This is a genomic window from Streptomyces sp. S465, assembly GCF_026898115.1.
In the GTDB taxonomy this organism is placed as follows: Bacteria; Actinomycetota; Actinomycetes; order Streptomycetales; family Streptomycetaceae; genus Streptomyces; species Streptomyces luomodiensis.
In genome coordinates this window covers 4,280,899-4,299,082 of record NZ_CP114036.1, presented here as the reverse complement: position 1 = coordinate 4,299,082, position 18,184 = coordinate 4,280,899, and the positions used below count along the sequence as shown (strand labels likewise).

The following is an 18,184-nucleotide window of genomic DNA, read 5'->3' as shown; positions in this document are numbered from 1 at the left end:
CCTCCCTCGGACATGGCGACAGCCTCGGCAGCTGCGTCGGGGACGGCCCACGGCAGGGCCGAACCAGCCGTACCCGCCGTATAGGACCGGGGCACGGCCCACCGGCCTGGTGCCGAGCACGGCCGGGCGGCCGGGCCGGGTTCGGTCAGGGAGCGAGTACGACCGTCTTGCCGGGCAGCCGCCCGGCGGCGGCGTCTTCGTGAACGGCGGCCAGATCGGCCACCGAGCGCTGGGCGGCGACGTGGAGTGCGAGCTTGCCGGCGTCCACCTTGCCGACCAGCTCGGCCAGCTGCGCTCCGTCGCTGCGGACCCACAGGTTGGCGCTGCGCACTCCCCGGGCGGGGTCCTCGGGAATCGGGCCGGCCGTGCTCGCGGCGACTCCGCCGTCGGCGACGTAGGCCGTCAGCTGTGCGAGCTCCTCCGGGGAGACCCGCACGTGGTTCACCACGGCCTGGAACGGGCCGCCCACGGCGGCCGGACCCGCGGCGAGGTCGAGAGGTCCGACGACCCGGTGCGCGCCGTAGCCGCGGAGGCGGTCGGCGTGCCGTGGCGTGCTCGCCGCGGTCACCTGGGCTCCCGCGTCGACGGCGAGCTGCACCACGAGGCTGCCCACCGCGCCCCCTGCCCCGTTGACCAGGACGGACTGACCGGCTTTCAGCTCGGCCAGCTCGAATGCCGTCTGCCAGGCCGACAGGCCGGTCAGCGGCAGGGCGGCGGCGTCGGCCAGCTCGATCGTCCGGGGCGCCGGGGCCAGGGACTCGGCCGGGACGGCGACGTACTCGGCGGCGCCCCCGGCGGAGTCGAGGGGCAGCATCGCCACCACCCGGTCACCCACCTGGACGTCCGACACGCCCGCGCCGAGTTCATCGACGGTGCCCGCCAGATCGATCCCCGGCACGTACGGGAGAGCGATCGGGATCATCTCGGCCAGGACACCGGCGCGGATGTGGTCGTCGACCGGGTTGAACGAGGTGGCCGCCACCCGCACCAGCACCTGCCCGGCCCCGGGAACCGGACGGTCGACGTCCTCGTAGCGCAGGACCTCACTGCCGCCGAACTCGTGGAAACGCATTGCCTTCATGACACTTTCCTCCTGGATCTGCTGATGCCGTCGCCAAGGGAGTGAGGCGATCGGGCGGGAACGGGAAGCACGCCAAGGTGCTCAGGTCAGCTGCACCGACCGGGTGGAGTTGCCCATCACCATGCGGTCGATGGCGCTCACGGCGCTGGCGGGGTCATCGGCGGCACCGACGGCAACCAGCAACGGGACGAAGTGCTCGGCCGACGGATGGGCGATGGCGGCACCGGGTGCCTTGAAGCGGTAGTCGACAAGGGCGTCGGCATCACCTCGGGCGAGGGCGTCAACGGCCCACGTGTCGAAGGCCGTGGTGGCCGCGGCGAGTTCTGGGTGCCGGAAGACAGCGAAGCTGTGCGTCATGAAGCCCGAGCCGAGCACGAGGATGCCTTCCTCGCGCAGGGGCCGCAGGCGCGCACCGAGCTCGAGCAGGGCGCCGGGGGCGAGGCTGGGCATCGACAGCTGTACGACCGGGATGTCCGCCGCGGGATACATGGCCATGAGCGGGATGAAGGCGCCGTGGTCGAGACCGCGGTCCGCGAACTTGTGCACCGGCGTCGGGCTCAGCAGGCCCGTGAGCCTGCGCGCCAGGTCGGTGGCGTCCGGGGTCGCGTAGGGAAGGGTTTTGTAGCGGGGATGGAAGCCGCTGAAGTCGTAATAGAGCGGGGTACCGGCGGCGGCTCCGGATATCGCGGCCGGGGCTTGTTCCCAGTGAGCCGAGACGACGACGATCGCCCGGGGTTTGGGCATCGACTGCGCCCAGTCGAAGAGGTCACCGAGCCAGAGCGGGTCATCGAGGGTGAACGGGGCCCCGTGACTGACGAAAAGGCTGGGCAGAGGACCGTCCGACGGGTGCCACGCCCGCTGCTGGCGCGCCTGTGGCAGAACCCGGGCCAGAAGGTCGTCGTACGCCGCGGCCGGAAGGGGTGATGGAACGGGGGAACCCGGGCTGTCCGGGGAGGTCAGGCTGCTCATGGGGGTCATCGAAATCGACTCCTTCGCTTGCCCAGGCAAGTTTCTTGACTTGCCTGGGCAAGCGAAACCGTAACCCGTTCGCACTTGCCCAGGCAAGTGATGCCACTTGCCTGGGCAAGTATGATGAGGCTTATGAACACCCAGTCACCCTGGCTCGACGACGACCAGCAGGACCTGTGGCAGGCGCTCCTCACCGTCGTCATCGCCCTGCCGGCGGCCCTCGACCGTCAGCTCCAGCGAACGTCGGGAATCTCCAACTTCGAGTACGGGGTGCTGGCCCGGCTGTCCATGGCCGACGGGGCCACGATGCGGCTCAGCGATCTGGCCCGGGACTGCGACAGCACCCAGCCCCGCCTGTCGAAGACGATGGACCGCTTCGAGGCCCGTGACTGGGTCGCCCGCCGGCCCGATCCCGGAGACGGCCGGTACACCCTCGCGACTCTGACCGACACGGGTCGGCAGAAGCTCGTCGAGAGCGCACCGGAGCACGTCGCACAGGTCAAGCGGCTCGTCTTCGATCCGCTCACCGCCGCCCAGCGCCGCCACCTCGGGACCGCGCTCGCCCGCATAGCCACGACCGTGCGTCGGGAACTCGAAGAACGCTGAGCGCCGGCTTCGGTCGGGTCTTCCGTCAGCCTTATCGGCCGGCGGTATCCGGTTGCGTCTCAGCCGCTCCCCGGGCACCCCGGCCCCGTGTTTGGTGAGGCCCTCAGCCCAGGGTGCGGTAGCGCCCCCGGTAGTACGTCAGCGGTCCGCCCTCCCCGGCCGGTGCCGACGCCTCGAGTACCCGTCCCACCACCAGCGTGTGGTCCCCGGCGGTCACCCGCTGCTCGGTGCGGCACTCCAGTGTCGCCAGCGCGCCCACCGCGAGCGGGGCGTCCGTATGCGCTCCGCGCGCCACGGTCATGTCCTGGAACAGCAGCCTGTCGCTGATGCGCCCCTTCATGGCGAATCGTCCCGCGATGTGCCGTTGAGCGTCCGACAGGACCGATACCGCCCAGTGCGGCTGTCGCTCCAGCAGCTCGTCCATCCGGGAACCGTTGCGAACGCTCACCATCACCAGCGGCGGGTCAAGTGACACCGACATGAACGCGGTGGCCGTCATGCCGACGTCCTCACCGCGCGGCCCCTCCTCCGGGTCGTGCGCGGTGACCAGCACCACACCGGCGGTGAACCGTGACAGCGCGGCGCGGAACTCGTCCTCACTCACCCCACCAGCATGGGGGACGGCGGACTCGGCTGGGGTGGAAGGCGTCGTAGAGCACACACCTCGACGCTAGACGCCCCCGCCCGCTCCCCGCATCGGGCGCCGGAACCATGCCCGGCTCAGCCGTCGGCCGTAGGCCGGGTGCGGCCGGGCGGCCCCCGGCGGGGTTCGGTCCTTCGCGCGACCACCTTGTATGACCAGGCGTGATCGTTCCGGGATTTGCGATCACAAAAACTAGGAGCGCTCCCATACGCTCTGTCGAAGGAGCGAATACGGTCTGTGACATAAGTCACAGCAGGCAGTAATTGTTGACCCTGTGTACCGAGTGAGCAGCTCGCTGTGATTCAGTGGCCGTGGCAATCGGACGACAAGAAGCCAGGAGTTTGCTGTCGAGGTCTCGGGGGAGTGCGAGCTATGGAGACCGAGTCGGAGCCGTACATCCGCCTTGCGACACTGCGGCAGCTGCACCAGGTGGTCGCCGATCTGAACACCGCCCGCAACTTCGCCGACACGCTCCAGGCCGTCGCCGACGGCGTCATCGCCGGACTCGGCTTCGAGCTGTCGGCCGTCAACCTCGTCCGCCCCGACGGAGACCTCGTCGTCGCCGCCGTCGGCGGCAGTCCGGGCGCCGAGGCGCTGATGGCCGGGCGGGTCGGCTCCCGTTCCTCCTGGGAGCGCCGGCTGGCCATGGGCGACCGCTGGGGCGATCTGCGCTTCATTCCGTACAGCGAGGGCTGGGTCCTGGACGACGACGACGTCCCGCAGTGGCACACGCCCGGCCCCGCGCCCCGCTTCCCCGACGAATGGCACCCCATGGACCGCCTGTTCGCCCCGCTCTACGCGGCGGGCGCCTCCGGCGGGGAGCTGATAGGCGTGCTGTCCGTCGACAAGCCCCGCAACGGCCGCCGCCCCGGCGCCTGGGGCCGCGAAGCCCTCCAGGTGTACGCCTTCCACGCCGCCGTCGCGATCGGCAACGCCCGGCTGCGCGGCAACATGCAGCGCGCCCTGCTGCGCCTGGAGCGCGAGCAGCAGGCGCTGCGCGCCAGCGAGGAGTCCTTCCGGCAGGCGTTCGAGTACGCGCCCAGCGGTATGGCCATCGCCGAGATGGGCGGCGATCAGGACGGCCGGCTGCTGCGCACCAACGACGCCCTGTGCCGGCTGCTGGGCCGCCCCGCCTCCGCGATGCGCCGCTGCTCGTTCTCCGACCTCGTCCACCCCGAGGACATCGGCACCCTGCTGCGCACCTCCGCCGAGGGCGGCCGCGCCGAGCTGCGGCTGGCCCGCCGCGACGGTTCGTACGTCTGGGTCTCGCTGCGCAACTCGGTGGTGGCCGACGCCGCCGACGGCCCGCGCTTCCTGCTCACCCATGTCGAGGACATCGAGGAGCGCAAGCGCCATGAGCTCCAGCTCGCCCACCGCGCCAGCCATGACTCCCTGACCGGACTGCCCAACAGCGCCGAGCTGCGCGCCCGCCTCGCCGCCCGGCTGTGCGCCACGCCGCCGCAGCCGGGCGGGGGGTACGAGGACGAGGCCGCCTCGCCCGACGGCGGCGTCATGGGCGGCGGGGTCTACGTGGACGCGGCGGGGCGTCTCCACGGCTTCGACGACTTCGAGTGCTTCGGCACCCCGCCCCCCGCCGACAGCGTCCCGTTCGACGGTCATGTGCACGTCATCCCGCCCAACGAGGACTCCGCCGCCGACGACGGTCACAAGGGACTCGCGGTGCTCTTCTGCGACCTCGACGGCTTCAAGTCCATCAACGACCGGTTCGGCCACCACGCGGGCGACGCCGTGCTCATCGAGGTCGCCCGCCGGCTGAGCAACGGCGTACGGGACGGGGACACGGTCGCCCGCCTCGGCGGCGACGAGTTCGTCGTCCTCGCCGACGGCCTCGGCCGGGCCGACGCCCAGGACCTGGCGGTGCGGCTGCGCAACGCGATCACCCCGCCCATCCGGGTGGACGGCCGGGCCGTCCGGGTGGGGGCCAGCTTCGGCATCGGCTGGGCGGGCTGCGGAATGTCCGCCGAAGAGGTGCTGCAATCCGCTGACCAGCGGATGTACATCGAGAAGCGGTCCCGCTCCAAGGAGCGCCGGCGGGCCGGATGATGCGCTGCCGCCGGGCCGGAAGAGGCGTTGGGGTGTCCGTGCGCGGTAGGCTGCGCCGATGCGGCCTTGCCGCCGACAGTGAACCGATCATGAATATTGGCCATCCGGACGGCACACGCTCTGTTGAGGCCCTCTCGCCCCTGATATGAGCTGTCGTGGCGCGTTCTCACAGTTGCGCCGATGGCCATATGCATAGGGGAGTGACCAGGGATGACGGCCGGCAACAACGGCTCGGACACGCCGGAGAACGACGACCCGTTCGCCTACCTGTATCGCTCGGAGGGCGACCAGGGACAGCAGGGCGGTCAGTCGGGTCAGCCGGGTGCCGCCCCCCGCACCGGTGGTTACGGCTACCCCGGTCCGGCCCAGCCGGGGGTCCCCCGCACCTCCTACAACCATGTGCGCGCGGTGGGTGAGCGCACCTACGGCCAGCAGATCCCGAACCAGCAGCCGCAGGGGTACGGCCAGCAGGGCGGCCCCGGCCGGCAGAACGCCTACTACGCCGCCCCCGAGACCCTGCCCGGCGGCGCTCCCCGGCAGCCCGGTGCGGCCGCCCCGCGCGGCGGCCACGGGGGCGGCGGCCGCGGCCCCAACAACAAGGGGCTGCTCATCGGCGCGATCGCCGTGGTCGCGGTGGTCATCGTGGGCATCGGCGTCGCCATGATCACCAACGGTGACGACAAGAAGGACGACCAGGCCGACCCGACCAACCAGCCCACGGCGAGCGCCAGCGCCCAGCCCAGTGGGTCCGCCGGGGCCTCCAAGGACCCGGATGCGGACCTGCCCACCGAGGACGCCGCGAAGATGCGGCTGGCCGGCGGCGCGGCCGCCGCGAGCGACATCCAGGGCGCCAAGGCCGAGGGCGGCACCTACGTCGGCGGGCTCAACACCCCGGGCGCGTCGGCGACCTGGACCGTGGACGTGGCCAAGGCGAAGTCGTACCGGCTGTACGTCACCTACGGCGTGCCCGGCGAGGACCAGAGCATGTCGCTGACGATCAACGGCAAGAAGGAGTCGCGGCCGCTCAACATGAAGAACTTCGCGGGCGCGCCGAAGGGCGACTACGAGAAGGGCTGGACGGAGACCTGGTCCATCGTCCAGCTCAACAAGGGCACCAACACGATCACCGTGTCGTGTGAGAACGGCGACAAGTGCGACGCCAACATCGACCAGATGTGGCTGGACAAGGGCTGACCACCCCCGTGGCAGGTTCCGGCCACGAATGATCCTCCCCGCTCCCTCTGTCCCCCGCCCCGCGCAGAATGGGCGGACGGCGCAGAGTGGGCGGACGGGTCGTCCGACGGCGGGGGCATGGGGGCAGCGGGTGAAGGTGGCTCAGTTCTCCCTGGTCCTGCTGGTGATGAGCGGGTTCATGACCGCCTTCGTGGTGAGCGCGCGGCGGCTGCTCGGGCTGCACATCGGCTTCATCCGGGCGCTCTTCGCCGGGCTGGTCAGCCTGGCGGGGCTCGGGGTCTTCAACCTGGTGATGCAGCGCCCCGAGCAGCAGGGCGCCCTCACCGGGGTGCAGTTCGGCTCCACGCTCCTGGTCACGATGGGATTCCTGGCCGCCTGGGAGGTGGTGTTCCCCAGCGGATCGATGGGTTCGCCGGCCAGCTGGCCGAGGGCACTGCGGTCGCGGATCGCCCGGGGCCGCCGCTACTCCCACATCGTCTCGATCGCGGTACGGCACGGGCTGCGCCCGTATCTGCGCGGTCGCTCCACCGGGTCCGTCCGGCTGGCCCGGCCGCTGCGGCTGGCCCTGGAGGAGGGCGGCCCCACCTTCGTCAAACTCGGCCAGATGCTGTCGACCCGGCATGACATGCTGCCGCCGGAGTTCATCAGCGAGCTCAGCAGACTCCAGTCCCAGGTCCCTCCCGAGCCCTGGCCCGCGGTGGAGAAGTCCTTGGCCGAGGCGTACGGGGTGCCCTGGGAGGAGATCTTCAAGGACGTCGACCCGGTCCCGCTGGCCTCCGCCTCCGTCGCCCAGGTGCACGCGGTGTGGTTGCGAGGTGGCGAGAAGGCCGTCATCAAGGTGTTGCGTCCGGGCGTCCGTACGGTCGTCGAGCGCGACCTGGACATCATCTGCCGGCTGGCCGCCATGCTGGAGCGGCGCACCCGCTGGGCGCGCACCCTCGGCATGGTGGGGCTGGCGGAGGGGTTCGCCGCCTCCGTCCACGAGGAGCTGGACTTCCGGGTCGAGGCGGCGAACATCGCCACGGTGGCGGCCGCGTGGGCGCGGCGGCCGCAGGACGGGCCCATACGGCTGCCGTCGGTCCGCGAAGAGCTGTCCGGTGAGCGCGTGCTGGTCCTGGAGTGGCTGCCGGGGGAGTCCATCGGTGCGGCCAAACGGCTTGCCACCGCGACCGACGCGGAGCGGCTGGACTGGGCGCGGGCCCTGCTCACCAGCATGTTCGATCAGATCCTGGTCGACGGCGTGTTCCACGCCGACCCGCACCCGGGAAACATCCTGCTGCTGGACGACGGGCGGATCGGACTCATCGACTTCGGCTCCGTCGGCCGGGTCGACGCCCAGCTGCGGTCCGGGCTCAAGCTGTTCCTGCTGGCCGTCAACACCGGTGATCCGGCCGCCCTGTACGACGCCCTGCTCCAGATCGTGCCCCGCCCCGACGAGATCGACGAACGTGGACTCGAACGGGCGCTGGGCCGCTTCCTGTCCCGCCACTTCGTGCCCGGCTCCACCCCCTCGGTGCAGGTGTTCGCCGACCTCCTCCAGCTCGTCGCCAGGTACGGGCTGACGGTGCCGCCGGAGGCGGCCGCGGTCTTCCGGGCGCTGGCCACGCTGGAAGGGACGCTCACCAAGATCTCCCCGGGGTTCAACATGGTGGACGAGGCACGCGGCGCCACCCTGGGGACGGCACGCCGCGGCACATCTCCCGGCCAGGGCGGGCCCGTAACCCCGGAACAGGTTCTGCCGGGGGAGCTGCTGGCCGCATGGGAGCTGCTGCGCCGGCTGCCGCGCCGTCTGGACCGCGTCACCAGCGCGTTGGAGCAGGGCCGACTGGGGGTCGGGGTGCGGCTGTTCGCCGACGCCCGCGACCGGCGTTACGTCCGCACCCTGGTCCATCAGGTGCTGCTCACCTTCATCGCGGCGACCAGCGGCCTGATGTCGGCGATCCTGCTGACCATCCAGCGCGGCCCGGAGGTCGTCCCCGGCACGGGGCTCTTCCAACTGCTGGGTTACCACCTGCTGGTGATCACGGCGCTGCTGGTGCTGCGCGTGCTGTTCGTCATCTCCCGGGAAGAGAGATAGGTGCGCTGGGTGTGCTCGAAGGGCGCTGAGTGCGCTGCCTCACGCCGCCGTGGGGTGCTCCGTCACCTCGACCTGGCTCAGCACCTCGTCGTAGACCGGTCGGTCGAACTCGCCCGCCACCGGGGCCCGTACGGCCGCCGCCGACAGGGCCACCGCGCGGGCCAGCCGGTCCGGCCACGGCAACTCCTCCACCAGCCCGGACAGCAGCCCCGCGACCGCCGCGTCCCCGGCCCCCGTCGGATTGCCCGTCAGCCGGCGGGGCGGGGCGGCGCGCCAGGTGCCGTGGGCGGTGGCCGCGAGCATGCCCTCGGAGCCCAGTGAGGCGGCCACCGCGTGCGCCCCGCGCCGCCGGGCGTCACGCGCGGCGCGCAGCGGGTCGGTGGCGCCGGTGAGTCCGGCGAGCTCCTCGGCGTTGGGCTTGACGACATGCGGGCGGGCGGCGATGCCCCGGCGCAGCGGTTCGCCGCTGGTGTCCAGCAGGGTGGGTACGCCCGCCGCATGCGCCTCCCGGATCAGCAGGGCGTACGTCCCGACGGGGACCCCGGGCGGCAGACTGCCGCACAGGGCGACCGCCGACGCCTCGCGCAGCAGCCGGCCGTAACGCTCCATGAAGGCGGACCACTCGGGGGTGGTGACGACCGGGCCGGGCTCGTTGAACTGGGTGGTGTCGCCCGTGGTGGCGTCCACGACACCGATGGTGCGCCGGGTGGTGCCGGCGATCGGGACCAGCGCGTCGGTGATCCTCCCCGGCCGTGCGCCGCCGGGGACCGCCCCCGGACGCGACCCGCCCCCGAGGCCGTCACCAGCCGTGGGGAGCTGGGCGAGCAGTTGCCGCAGCACCGTTCCGGTGACCCCGCCGGCGAAGCCGGTGACGACGGTGTCATGGCCGAGCGCGGCCAGCACCCGGGCCACGTTGAGGCCCTTGCCGCCGGGCCGTTCGAGGGCCTCGGTGACGCGATGGGTGGCGTGTGGGCGCAGTTCTGGCACCCGGTAGGTGATGTCGAGGGCGGTGTTGAGCGTGACCGTAAGGATCACCCTGGCATCCCCTCTCCCGTCCCCCCGCCGGACGGAGATTCCTGTGCTGAAGCGTGCGACTGTGCGCCGAGCGGTGCCCGTGCCCGAGCGATCATGCCAAAACGAGTGGCGTCGGCCCAGACCTCCGTGTCGTTCCGGACACCGTCCGGACACCTCACCGCCGCCTGGAATCAGGGCACTTCAGCCCAGTTCGGGACGGACCACCCAGTCGCCCCGGCGCATCACGCCCCGCAGCCGGAAGCCGTCGTCGAGCACGACGAGATCGGCGTCCTTGCCCGGCTCCAGCGAGCCCACCCGGTCGGCGATGCCCAGCACCCGGGCGGGGGTGGCGGACAGCGCCCTTACGGCCTCCTCGACGCTGAGCCCGTCGACCGTGACGGCCCGCCGGAAGGCCCGGTCCAGGGTGAGGGTGGAGCCCGCGATGGAGCCGGCCGTCGGCCCGTCGCTGATCCGTGCGACACCGTCCTTGACCTCGACCTCCATCGGGCCGAGCGGATAGCGCCCGTCGCTCATGCCCGCCGCGCCCATCGCGTCGGTGATGAAGGCGACCCGGTCCGCGCCGGCCCGGTGGAACGCCAGCTGGAGCGCGGCGGGGTGCAGATGCGTGCCGTCGTTGATCAGCTCGACGGTGACCCGCTCGTCCTCCAGCAGCGCCGCGATCGGTCCGGGGGCGCGGTGCAGCAGTGACGGCATCGCGTTGAACAGGTGGGTCGCCACGGTCGCGCCCGCCTCGACGGCCTCCAGCGTCGCCTCGTACGTCGAGTCGGTGTGGCCGACGGCCGCGCGGACTCCGCTGTCGGCCAGCAGCCGTACGGACTCCAGCCCGCCCGGCAGTTCGGGCGCGAGGGTCATCATCCGCGCGGTGCCGCGCGCCGCGTCCACGAGCTTGCGCACATCCGCCGGATCGGGTGCGCGCAGCAGCGACGGCTGGTGGGCACCGCAGCGGTGGGGGGAGATGAACGGCCCCTCGAAGTGGATGCCCGCCAACTCGCCCTGCTCCACCAGTTCCGAGAGGGCGGCGGCCTGCTGGGCGAGGTCGTCCAGATCGCCGGTGACGGTGGAGGCGAGCATGGTGGTGGTGCCGTGCCGCCGGTGCGTACGGATGGCGGTCAGGGCCTCCTCGGGGGTGCCCGCCGAGAACGAGGCCCCGCCGCCGCCGTGCACATGCAGGTCCACGAAGCCGGGGACGATCCAGCAGCCCGGCAGGTCGAGCACCTCCCCGCCGGGGGCGGACGCCGGGTCCGCCGCCGGTCCCGTCGCGGCGGTGTGCGCGTCCGTCGCGGCGATGCGCGTGCCGGTCGCGGCGATGCGCGTGCCCTCGATCGTGACCCGCCCGTCGTCGACCACGCCTTCCGGCCGGACCACCCGGGCGCCCGTGAGAACCGTTCGCTGGACCATCAGGTGGTTACCTCCGTAGAGAGACGATCCCAGGCGAGCAGACCCGCGCCCAGGCAACCGGCGGTGTCCCCGAGGGCCGCCGGGACGATACGGGGAAGCTGCTGGAAGGTGAGCCGCTCCTCGACCGCGGTACGCAGCGGTGCGAACAGCGTCTCGCCGGCCTCGGCCAGCCCGCCGCCGACGATCAGCACACCGGGGTCCAGCAGGGTGAGGGCGGTCACCAGACCGTCGGCGAGCGCGTCCACCATCTCCCGCCACACCGCCACGGCCTTCGGGTCCCCGGCCCGGACGGCCTTGGCGCAGTCGGCGGCGGTCGCCGCCGGATCGCCGCTCGCGTCGGCCCAGGCACGGCCCACCGCCGACGCCGAGGCGAGCGTCTCCAGACAGCCGGACTGGCCGCAGCCGCAGGCGGGGCCGCCCGGCCGGACGACGATATGGCCGATCTCGCCGGAGGAACCGTGCGCTCCGGGGTCGACGCGCCCCTCGACGCCGATGGCGCCCGCGATCCCGGTGCCGACGGCCACGAACAGGAAGCGCGGGGCGCCCTCACCCGCTCCTATCCGCCCCTCGGCCAGCCCGCCCATCCGGACGTCGTGCGCGAGCGCGACCGGGATGCCGTCCAGCCGCTCGGTCAGCAGCGCCCGCAGCGGGACGTTGCTCCAGCCGAGGTTGGCGGCGAAGACGGCCACTCCGCGGTCCTCGTCCAGGACCCCGGGCACGCCGACCCCGGCCGCCACCGGGGGCCCGCCGAACCGCCGCTCGCCGATCTCGCGCAGCTCGGCGGCGAAGTCGAGGATCGCGGCCACGACCGCGTCGGGTCCGCGCTCCCGCCCGGTGGGCCTCCGGGCCTCGTGGAGGAGTGTGGTGTCCGCCCCGATCAGGGCGGCCTTCATGCCGGTGCCGCCCACATCCAGGGCGATGACGTGTTTCACAGGGAACAGTCTCCCGCGATCCACCATGAGAGGTCTAGTCCACTCGCCGCTTCTCGCCGCTTCTCAGCGCTTCTCGGCGCTTCAACGCCGTGACTTCCGGCCGCCTCGCACCGCTTCTCGTGCGGAGATCGCACCCTTGCGCACCAGGGGATTGGTATGAACCAACCATTCCGCTTGTGCCTGCGTGACGCATCGCACTTGGGTGTGTAGAACCCCGCTGACCTGGGAAGGCGCCACGTCGACAGAGAAGCGGGATGCCCATGGTGTAGACCCTGTGGAGGTTTGTGAGGCAGACTCGCTCGACCTCGGGGGAGGCCCCTGGAGGATGAATCAAGCCAGAGGGTGGGAAACAGCGGTGCAGCGGCGACGGTTCTTGGGTCTGACGACGGCGGGTGTCGCCGCGGTGGCGGCCACCCCGGGGCTCACGGCCTGCGGCGGCTCCGGTTCGGACGGCGACGTCACCTTGAAGATGGTCGCGGCCGACTACGGCGACAGCACGGCCAACAGCTCCCAGAAGTACTGGGACAGGCTGGTCCGGGCGTTCGAGGCGAAGCACCGCGGCATCAAGGTCGACGTGAAGGTCTACAGCTGGACCGATGTCGACCGGCGCGTCGCCGACATGGTCAAGAAGGGGCAGGCCCCGGACATCGCGCAGATCGGCGCGTACGCCGACTACGCCGCGCAGGGCATGCTCTACCGCGCCGACGAGATGCTCTCCATCCCCACCCAGGCCGGTTTCATCGCCTCCATCGCCCATGCGGGTGAGGTGAGACGGGTGCAGTACGGGGTGCCGTTCGTGGCCAGCGCCCGGCTGCTCTTCTACAACAAGAAGCTCTTCGACCAGGCCGGCATATCCTCCGCCCCCACCAGCTGGGACGAGCTCAAGGAGACCGCGGAGCTGCTCAGGTCCAGCGGGGTGAAGATCCCGTACGGGCTGCCGCTCGGCCCCGAGGAGTGCCAGGCCGAGACCATGATGTGGATGCTCAGCGGCGGTGGCGGCTACACCGACACCAACGGCAGCTACACCATCGACTCCACCCAGAACATCAAGACCTTCGAATGGCTGCGGGACGAACTGGTCGGCGCCGGCCTCACCGGCCCCGGCTCCCCGGCCCGCACCAACCGGCAGGACACCTTCGACGCCTTCACCCGCGGCGAGGTCGGCATGCTCAACGGCCACCCGACCCTGATGCAGCAGGCAGCCGGCCACGGCATCAGCTACGGCACCGCCCCCCTGCCCGGCCGCAAGGGCAAGGCCGAGTCGACGATGGGCGTCGCCGACTGGGCGATGGCCTTCAAACAGAACGGCCACCGCGAGGAGATCGGGACCTTCCTCGACTTCGTCTACAGCGACAAGAACGTGCTCGCCTTCGCCGACGAGTACGACCTGCTGCCGGTGACCACCTCCGTCGAGCAGACGATGCGCGACGACCGTGAGCACAAGCGGCTGTGGCAGTTCCTCGACGAGTTGGAGAGCGCCGAGTTCTACCCGGCCGACAAGACCTCCTGGGCGGAGGTCAGCAAGCTGATCAAGGAGAAGATCGGCTCGACCGTGGCCAAGGGCGGCGACCCGGCGAGCGTGCTGGGCCAGATCCAGCGCGAGGCCGACGCCCTGGAGAACGCGGGGGCATGACGGACACCGTGGAGAATGCGGGGGCATGACAGTGGACAGGCCCACCACGCCCGGCCCGCCCGGCCCGGACCCTTCGGAAGACCCCGCCGAGCAGGACCAGGGGCAGGGGCAGGACCAGGGGCAGGGGCAGGACCAGGCTCAGGAGCGGGGCTCGGGAGCCGGGCTGTCCGACCGTGACCGGTCCGTGCTCGCGGTGGAGCGGCGTGGCTGGCCGGGCCCCGGCGCCAAGGAGCGCGCGATACGGGAGCGGCTCGGCATCTCCCCGACCCGCTACTACCAGCTGCTGAACGCGCTGCTGGACGACCCCAGAGCCCTGGCACACGACCCGGTGACCATCAACCGGCTGCGCCGGATCAGGGACGAGCGCCGCGAACGGCGCTGAAGCCTCCCCCACCGGCGCGACGTCTACGGGGGCAACCGACGCGACGCCGTGGGCGGGGCAACCGGCCCGACGCCCGTTGAGCCGTTCTCCGGTGCGGCGCCCGTGGTGTGGTCACTGGCGGGAGCCGTCGCGCTGCTCCTCGGCGAGGCGCCCACGATGCGGTTCACCGGCCCGACGTCCAGGTGCGGTTCACCGGCCCGGCGCCCGTGGTGTGTTCACCGGCGGGACGCCATCGCGCCATTCACCGGGGGGACGTCCATGGGGTGGCCACCGGAAGCCCGTCGTGGCGTCGGGGCCGGTAGGGTCACCGCCATGGGCAGCGCTATGGGCAGTCATCCCCTCCCCGTACCCACCACCTCCGTCGGCCGTGAGGGCCTTGCCGCTCTTCTCGAACGGCCCGGCCACGCCGTCGTCGGACTCGACTTCGACGGCACCCTCGCCGAGATCGTCCCCGACCCCGACCGGGCCCGCGCCCACTCCGGCGCCGTCCCCGCGCTCTCCCGGCTGGCCCCGCGGATGCGCTCCGTCGCGGTGATCACGGGCCGTCCGGCCGAGGTCGCCGTCCGGTACGGCGGCTTCGCCGGGGCCGAGGGGCTGGATGGGCTCGTGGTCCTCGGCCTCTACGGGGCCGAGCGCTGGGACGCGGCGAGCGGCGCCGTCCAGGCGCCCGAACCGCACCCCGGCGTCGCCGACGTCAAGACCGAACTCCCGGCCACCCTCACCGCGCACGGTGCCTCGCAGGGCACGTGGATCGAGGACAAGGGCCGCGCCGTCGCCGTCCACACCCGCCGCGCCGAGGACCCCCAGGCCACGTTCGAGCGGCTGCGCGCACCCCTCCACGCACTGGCCGAGCGCCATGGGCTGATCGTCGAGCCCGGCCGGCTGGTGCTGGAGCTGCGGCCGCCGGGCATGGACAAGGGCGTGGCGCTCACCGAGTACGTGCGGCGGACGGGCGCGGCGGCCGTGCTCTACGCGGGCGACGACCTCGGTGACCTGGCCGCGTTCGCGGCGGTGGAGCGGCTGCGCGAGGAGGGCGTGCCGGGGCTGCTGGTGTGCAGTGGCAGCGCGGAGGTGACCGAGCTGGCCGAACGGGCGGACCTGGTGGTCGACGGCCCGGCGGGCGTGGTGGGGCTGCTCTCGGCCCTGGCCGACGCGGTCGGCGGCGACGCCGCCTAGGGCCCGCTCGGACAGCTCCCGGTCCGGGGCCGGTTACGCCGGTTACCCGTCAACACTCCCCGAGCGGCGCATCGCGGGCGGTCACCTCTACAGCGCCCGCAACTGCGCCAGGAACCACGCCTGCGGCGGCAGCGCGGTCGCGGCGGCGGCGAGCCGCTTCGTACGCTCCGCGCGCTCGCCGTCGCCCATGCGCAAGCCCTCGTGCAGCGCCTGAGCCGTGGCCTCCACGTCGTACGGGTTCACCACCAGCGCGTCCTCGCCCAGCTCGGCGTAGGCCCCCGCCTCCCGCGACAGCACCAGCGCACATCCCCGCTCGGAGACCACCGGCACTTCCTTGGCCACCAGGTTCATTCCGTCCCGGATGGGGTTGACCAGCGCCACGTCCGCCAGCCGGTAGGCCGCGAGGGAGCGGGCGAAGTCGTCCTTCACGTGCAGTGCGACCGGGGTCCAGCCCTCCGTGCCGTACTCGGCGTTGATCTCGTCCGCGAGCCGTCGCACCCGCTCGGTGTAGTCGCGGTAGACGGCGAGGTCCTGGCGTGAGGGGTAGGCGAAGGCCACGTGCACCACGCGCTCCCGCCACTCGGGACGGGTCTCCAGCAGCCGCCGGTACGCCAGCAGTCCGCGCACGATGTTCTTGGACAGCTCGGTGCGGTCCACCCGGACGATCGACTTCCGGCCCGCTCCGATCTGTGCCCGCAGGCTGGTCAGCCGCTCGTCGACATCCGCCTGCCGCGACCGCTCCCGCAGGAAGTCCGCGTCCGCGCCCAGTCCGTGCACGCCCAGCCGGGTCTCGCGCCCCTCGAAGCGCACGGCCGTCGCCGCGCCGTCGCCGTCCCGCACGACCTCCGCGCCCAGCACGGCCGCGCAGCAGTCGGCGAAGGCGCCGGCCCAGCGCTCGGTGAGGAACCCGGCGCGGTCGCCGCCGAGGATGCCGCGCAGCACCCCCGCCGCCGCCTCGTCCGGCAGCAGCCGGTAGTAGTCCGGCGGCGCCCAGGGCGTATGGGAGAAGTGGCCGATCCGCAGGTCGGGGCGGAGCTCGCGGAGCATCCCGGGCACCAGCGCCAGGTGGTAGTCCTGCACCAGGACGACGGCCTCGTCCACCGCCTCCCGGGCGAGCGCGTCCGCGAAGGCCGCGTTGTAGCTCTCATAGGCCGCCCACTGGGCGGCGAACTCGGCGTCGAAGACCGGCTCGACCGGGGTCTGGTAGAGCAGGTGGTGGACGAACCACAGCACCGAGTTGGCGATGCCGTTGTAGGCGGCGGCGAAGACGTCCGGCGCGATGTCGAGCATCCGCACCTGCTGACCGCCGGTGTCACCGGGGTTCAGATGGTTGGTCCCGGCGCGCCGGGCCGCCTCGCGGTCGGCCTCACTGAGCGCCGCGCACACCCACACCGCGCCGGCCTCGGGACCGATCGCGCTGAGGCCGGAGACCAGCCCGCCGCCGCCGCGCCGGGCGGTCAGCGAGCCGTCCTCGCCCAGGGTGTACGAGACCGGACCGCGGTTGGAGGCGACCAGGATCGGGGCGGTACGCGGGGCTGCCATGTCGCGAGCCTAGCCACGCGCGGCCCCGCGCAAACGTACGTACGGTTTCTTGCCCCGTAGGTGTGTCGCCGGCCGCCACGCGCGCCACGCGTCACCCCGGCGCGCAGGCGCGCAGGCGCCGTGCGCGGGCTCACGCCGCGGGCTCACGCCGCGCGGCGCGCCGCGTACTCCGGGATCTCGATCATCGGCGGCCGCTCCTCGGTGTCCACGGAGGTGGTACGCGGCTCGAAGCCGTTCTCGCCCCGGTCGAACTGGGTCAGCCGCGGCCGCACCAGGTGGCCGCGGGCCAGCCGCAGCTGCGCGGTGCGGTAGATCGCGGCCGCCATCCGGCCGAGCGCCAGCCCGTCCTGGTGGCGGTGTTTGCGGACCCCGACGTCCACCTGGCCGAGCGCGTCGAGGCCCACCGTGTGCAGCGCGTCGACCAGCAGTCCCAGCTCGACCCCGTAGCCCACCGGGAAGGGCAGCCGCTCCAGCAGCGAGCGGCGGGCCGCGTACTCACCGCCCAGCGGCTGGACGAATCCGGCCAGCTGGGGCCAGTGCAGGTTCAGCAGGGGCCGCGCGACCAGTTCGGTGACCCGGCCGCCCTGGCCCGCCGCCTCGCCGAGCGGACGGTCGTACATGCCCTTCACCAGCTGGAGCGCGGGGTCGGTGAGCAGCGGGCCGACGATCCCCGAGACGAAGCGCGGGTCGAATTCCCGCAGGTCGGCGTCGATGAAGCAGACGATGTCGCCGCTGGTGGCCAGCAGCGACCGCCACAGCACCTCGCCCTTGCCGGGCAGCGCGGGCAGCCGGGGCAGCAGCGAGTCGCGGGCGACGACGGTCGCGCCCGCCGCCGCGGCGACCTCGGCGGTGCGGTCCGTCGAACCGGAGTCCAGCACCACCAGCTCGTCCACCAGCGGCACCGCCTCGCCCATCAGCTCACGGCGGATCGCCCCGGCGATCTCGCCGACCGTGGCCTCCTCGTTCAGGGCGGGCAGGACCACGCTCACCGTCGTCGTCGTGGCCCGCTTCGCGGCCAGCAGGCGATCCAGCGGACGGTCGTCGGCAGACCAGGAGCGGTGCTTCAGCCAGCGCTCCACCTCATCCAGCACCTGTGTCTCTCCCTGCTGTGATCCATCTCGCGCTTCGGACGGCTACCTCAACCATCCGGGCCTTCGGTTACAGTCTTGAACAACGCGCATGACCGTCGTATGTCGGGGTCGACCTCGGTGTTTACCGAAGATGGCCGACCGGCACGGCCGTGCTGACAAACGCTCCGGGCCCGCCCGGTGCCATACCGCTCATCCAGAGGGGCAGAGGGAACGGCCCGTTGAAGCCCCGGCAACCCTCCAGCTGGTCTCGCGCTCCGCAGCGAGGCTCCGAGCTTCCGCAGTGAGGCTCCCAGCTAGGGAAGGTGCCAATTCCGGCTCGTGGCGAAACGCGTCCCGAGGAAGATGAGGAGAAAGGGCCTCG

At 72.3% G+C, this 18,184-nt stretch carries 15 protein-coding genes and 1 riboswitch; of the genes, 7 read left to right on the top strand and 8 right to left on the bottom strand.

Going from position 1 to position 18,184, the window contains the following annotated elements; all coding sequences use genetic code 11:
- Positions 1–145: 145 nt before the first annotated feature.
- Together N6H00_RS18085 and N6H00_RS18080 are read right to left on the bottom strand one after the other, a co-directional pair.
- The gene (locus N6H00_RS18085; protein WP_268972789.1) at positions 146–1,081 is read right to left on the bottom strand and encodes an NADP-dependent oxidoreductase; all 936 of its coding nucleotides are present in this window, start codon (positions 1,079–1,081) and stop codon (positions 146–148) included.
- A gap of 81 nt (positions 1,082–1,162) precedes the next feature.
- A complete protein-coding gene (locus tag N6H00_RS18080; RefSeq protein ID WP_443073225.1) occupies positions 1,163–1,912 on the bottom strand; it encodes a DODA-type extradiol aromatic ring-opening family dioxygenase in 750 nt (249 codons plus the stop codon).
- Positions 1,913–2,182: 270 nt separating this feature from the next.
- On the opposite strand from N6H00_RS18080, the gene N6H00_RS18075 reads away from it, so the two are divergent.
- On the top strand, positions 2,183–2,656 hold the full coding sequence (locus tag N6H00_RS18075) for a MarR family winged helix-turn-helix transcriptional regulator (RefSeq protein WP_268972787.1): 474 nt from the start codon (positions 2,183–2,185) through the stop codon (positions 2,654–2,656).
- Positions 2,657–2,759: 103 nt separating this feature from the next.
- Here N6H00_RS18075 and N6H00_RS18070 read toward each other — a convergent pair whose 3' ends face one another.
- Positions 2,760–3,317 (bottom strand): flavin reductase family protein, encoded by a 558-nt coding sequence (locus tag N6H00_RS18070; RefSeq protein WP_268972786.1) that lies wholly within the window; start codon positions 3,315–3,317, stop codon positions 2,760–2,762.
- Between the two features lie 354 nt (positions 3,318–3,671).
- Between N6H00_RS18070 and cdgB the strand changes: the two genes are divergently transcribed.
- The 3 genes from cdgB (at position 3,672) to N6H00_RS18055 (ending at position 8,634) form a co-directional block, all read left to right on the top strand.
- The gene (cdgB, locus tag N6H00_RS18065; protein WP_268972785.1) at positions 3,672–5,363 is read left to right on the top strand and encodes a diguanylate cyclase CdgB; all 1,692 of its coding nucleotides are present in this window, start codon (positions 3,672–3,674) and stop codon (positions 5,361–5,363) included.
- Positions 5,364–5,573: 210 nt separating this feature from the next.
- Positions 5,574–6,557, top strand: a complete 984-nt coding sequence (locus N6H00_RS18060) for a carbohydrate-binding protein (protein ID WP_268972784.1) — start codon at positions 5,574–5,576, stop codon at positions 6,555–6,557.
- 130 nt (positions 6,558–6,687) lie between these two features.
- The gene (locus N6H00_RS18055; protein ID WP_268972783.1) at positions 6,688–8,634 is read left to right on the top strand and encodes an ABC1 kinase family protein; all 1,947 of its coding nucleotides are present in this window, start codon (positions 6,688–6,690) and stop codon (positions 8,632–8,634) included.
- Positions 8,635–8,673: 39 nt separating this feature from the next.
- Here the strand turns inward: N6H00_RS18055 and N6H00_RS18050 are convergent, their stop codons facing one another.
- From N6H00_RS18050 to N6H00_RS18040, 3 genes are all read right to left on the bottom strand, one after another.
- A complete protein-coding gene (locus tag N6H00_RS18050) occupies positions 8,674–9,669 on the bottom strand; it encodes a 1-phosphofructokinase family hexose kinase (protein WP_268972782.1) in 996 nt (331 codons plus the stop codon).
- A gap of 180 nt (positions 9,670–9,849) precedes the next feature.
- Positions 9,850–11,067, bottom strand: coding sequence for an N-acetylglucosamine-6-phosphate deacetylase (gene nagA / locus N6H00_RS18045; RefSeq protein WP_268972781.1), 1,218 nt, complete (start codon positions 11,065–11,067; stop codon positions 9,850–9,852).
- Positions 11,067–11,999 carry an ROK family protein gene (locus N6H00_RS18040; RefSeq protein WP_268972780.1) on the bottom strand — a complete coding sequence of 311 codons (933 nt, stop codon included), beginning with the start codon at positions 11,997–11,999 and terminating at the stop codon, positions 11,067–11,069. The genes nagA and N6H00_RS18040 overlap by 1 nt, the downstream gene beginning before the upstream one ends.
- A gap of 355 nt (positions 12,000–12,354) precedes the next feature.
- On the opposite strand from N6H00_RS18040, the gene N6H00_RS18035 reads away from it, so the two are divergent.
- From N6H00_RS18035 to otsB, 3 genes are all read left to right on the top strand, one after another.
- A complete protein-coding gene (locus N6H00_RS18035) occupies positions 12,355–13,632 on the top strand; it encodes an extracellular solute-binding protein (RefSeq protein ID WP_268972779.1) in 1,278 nt (425 codons plus the stop codon).
- A gap of 25 nt (positions 13,633–13,657) precedes the next feature.
- Positions 13,658–14,014 carry a DUF3263 domain-containing protein gene (locus N6H00_RS18030; protein ID WP_268972778.1) on the top strand — a complete coding sequence of 119 codons (357 nt, stop codon included), beginning with the start codon at positions 13,658–13,660 and terminating at the stop codon, positions 14,012–14,014.
- A 324-nt stretch (positions 14,015–14,338) separates the two neighbouring features.
- Positions 14,339–15,190, top strand: coding sequence for a trehalose-phosphatase (otsB, locus tag N6H00_RS18025; protein ID WP_443073224.1), 852 nt, complete (start codon positions 14,339–14,341; stop codon positions 15,188–15,190).
- Positions 15,191–15,277: 87 nt separating this feature from the next.
- On the opposite strand, the gene N6H00_RS18020 is transcribed toward otsB, so the two are convergent.
- Both N6H00_RS18020 and N6H00_RS18015 read right to left on the bottom strand, forming a co-directional pair.
- Positions 15,278–16,732, bottom strand: coding sequence for an alpha,alpha-trehalose-phosphate synthase (UDP-forming) (locus N6H00_RS18020; protein WP_268972775.1), 1,455 nt, complete (start codon positions 16,730–16,732; stop codon positions 15,278–15,280).
- 143 nt (positions 16,733–16,875) lie between these two features.
- A complete protein-coding gene (locus N6H00_RS18015) occupies positions 16,876–17,823 on the bottom strand; it encodes a glucosyl-3-phosphoglycerate synthase (protein WP_268972773.1) in 948 nt (315 codons plus the stop codon).
- 186 nt (positions 17,824–18,009) lie between these two features.
- Positions 18,010–18,172, top strand: a riboswitch (SAM riboswitch).
- Positions 18,173–18,184: the final 12 nt, after the last annotated feature.

Coding starts and splice junctions, on each gene's coding strand:
- N6H00_RS18085 (WP_268972789.1), bottom strand. CDS start 1,081: ATGAAGGCAATGCGTTTCCACGAGTTCGGCGGCAGTGAGGTCCTGCGC.
- N6H00_RS18075 (WP_268972787.1), top strand. CDS start 2,183: ATGAACACCCAGTCACCCTGGCTCGACGACGACCAGCAGGACCTGTGG.
- cdgB (WP_268972785.1), top strand. CDS start 3,672: ATGGAGACCGAGTCGGAGCCGTACATCCGCCTTGCGACACTGCGGCAG.
- N6H00_RS18060 (WP_268972784.1), top strand. CDS start 5,574: ATGACGGCCGGCAACAACGGCTCGGACACGCCGGAGAACGACGACCCG.
- nagA (WP_268972781.1), bottom strand. CDS start 11,067: ATGGTCCAGCGAACGGTTCTCACGGGCGCCCGGGTGGTCCGGCCGGAA.
- N6H00_RS18030 (WP_268972778.1), top strand. CDS start 13,658: ATGACAGTGGACAGGCCCACCACGCCCGGCCCGCCCGGCCCGGACCCT.
- otsB (WP_443073224.1), top strand. CDS start 14,339: ATGGGCAGTCATCCCCTCCCCGTACCCACCACCTCCGTCGGCCGTGAG.
- N6H00_RS18020 (WP_268972775.1), bottom strand. CDS start 16,732: ATGGCAGCCCCGCGTACCGCCCCGATCCTGGTCGCCTCCAACCGCGGT.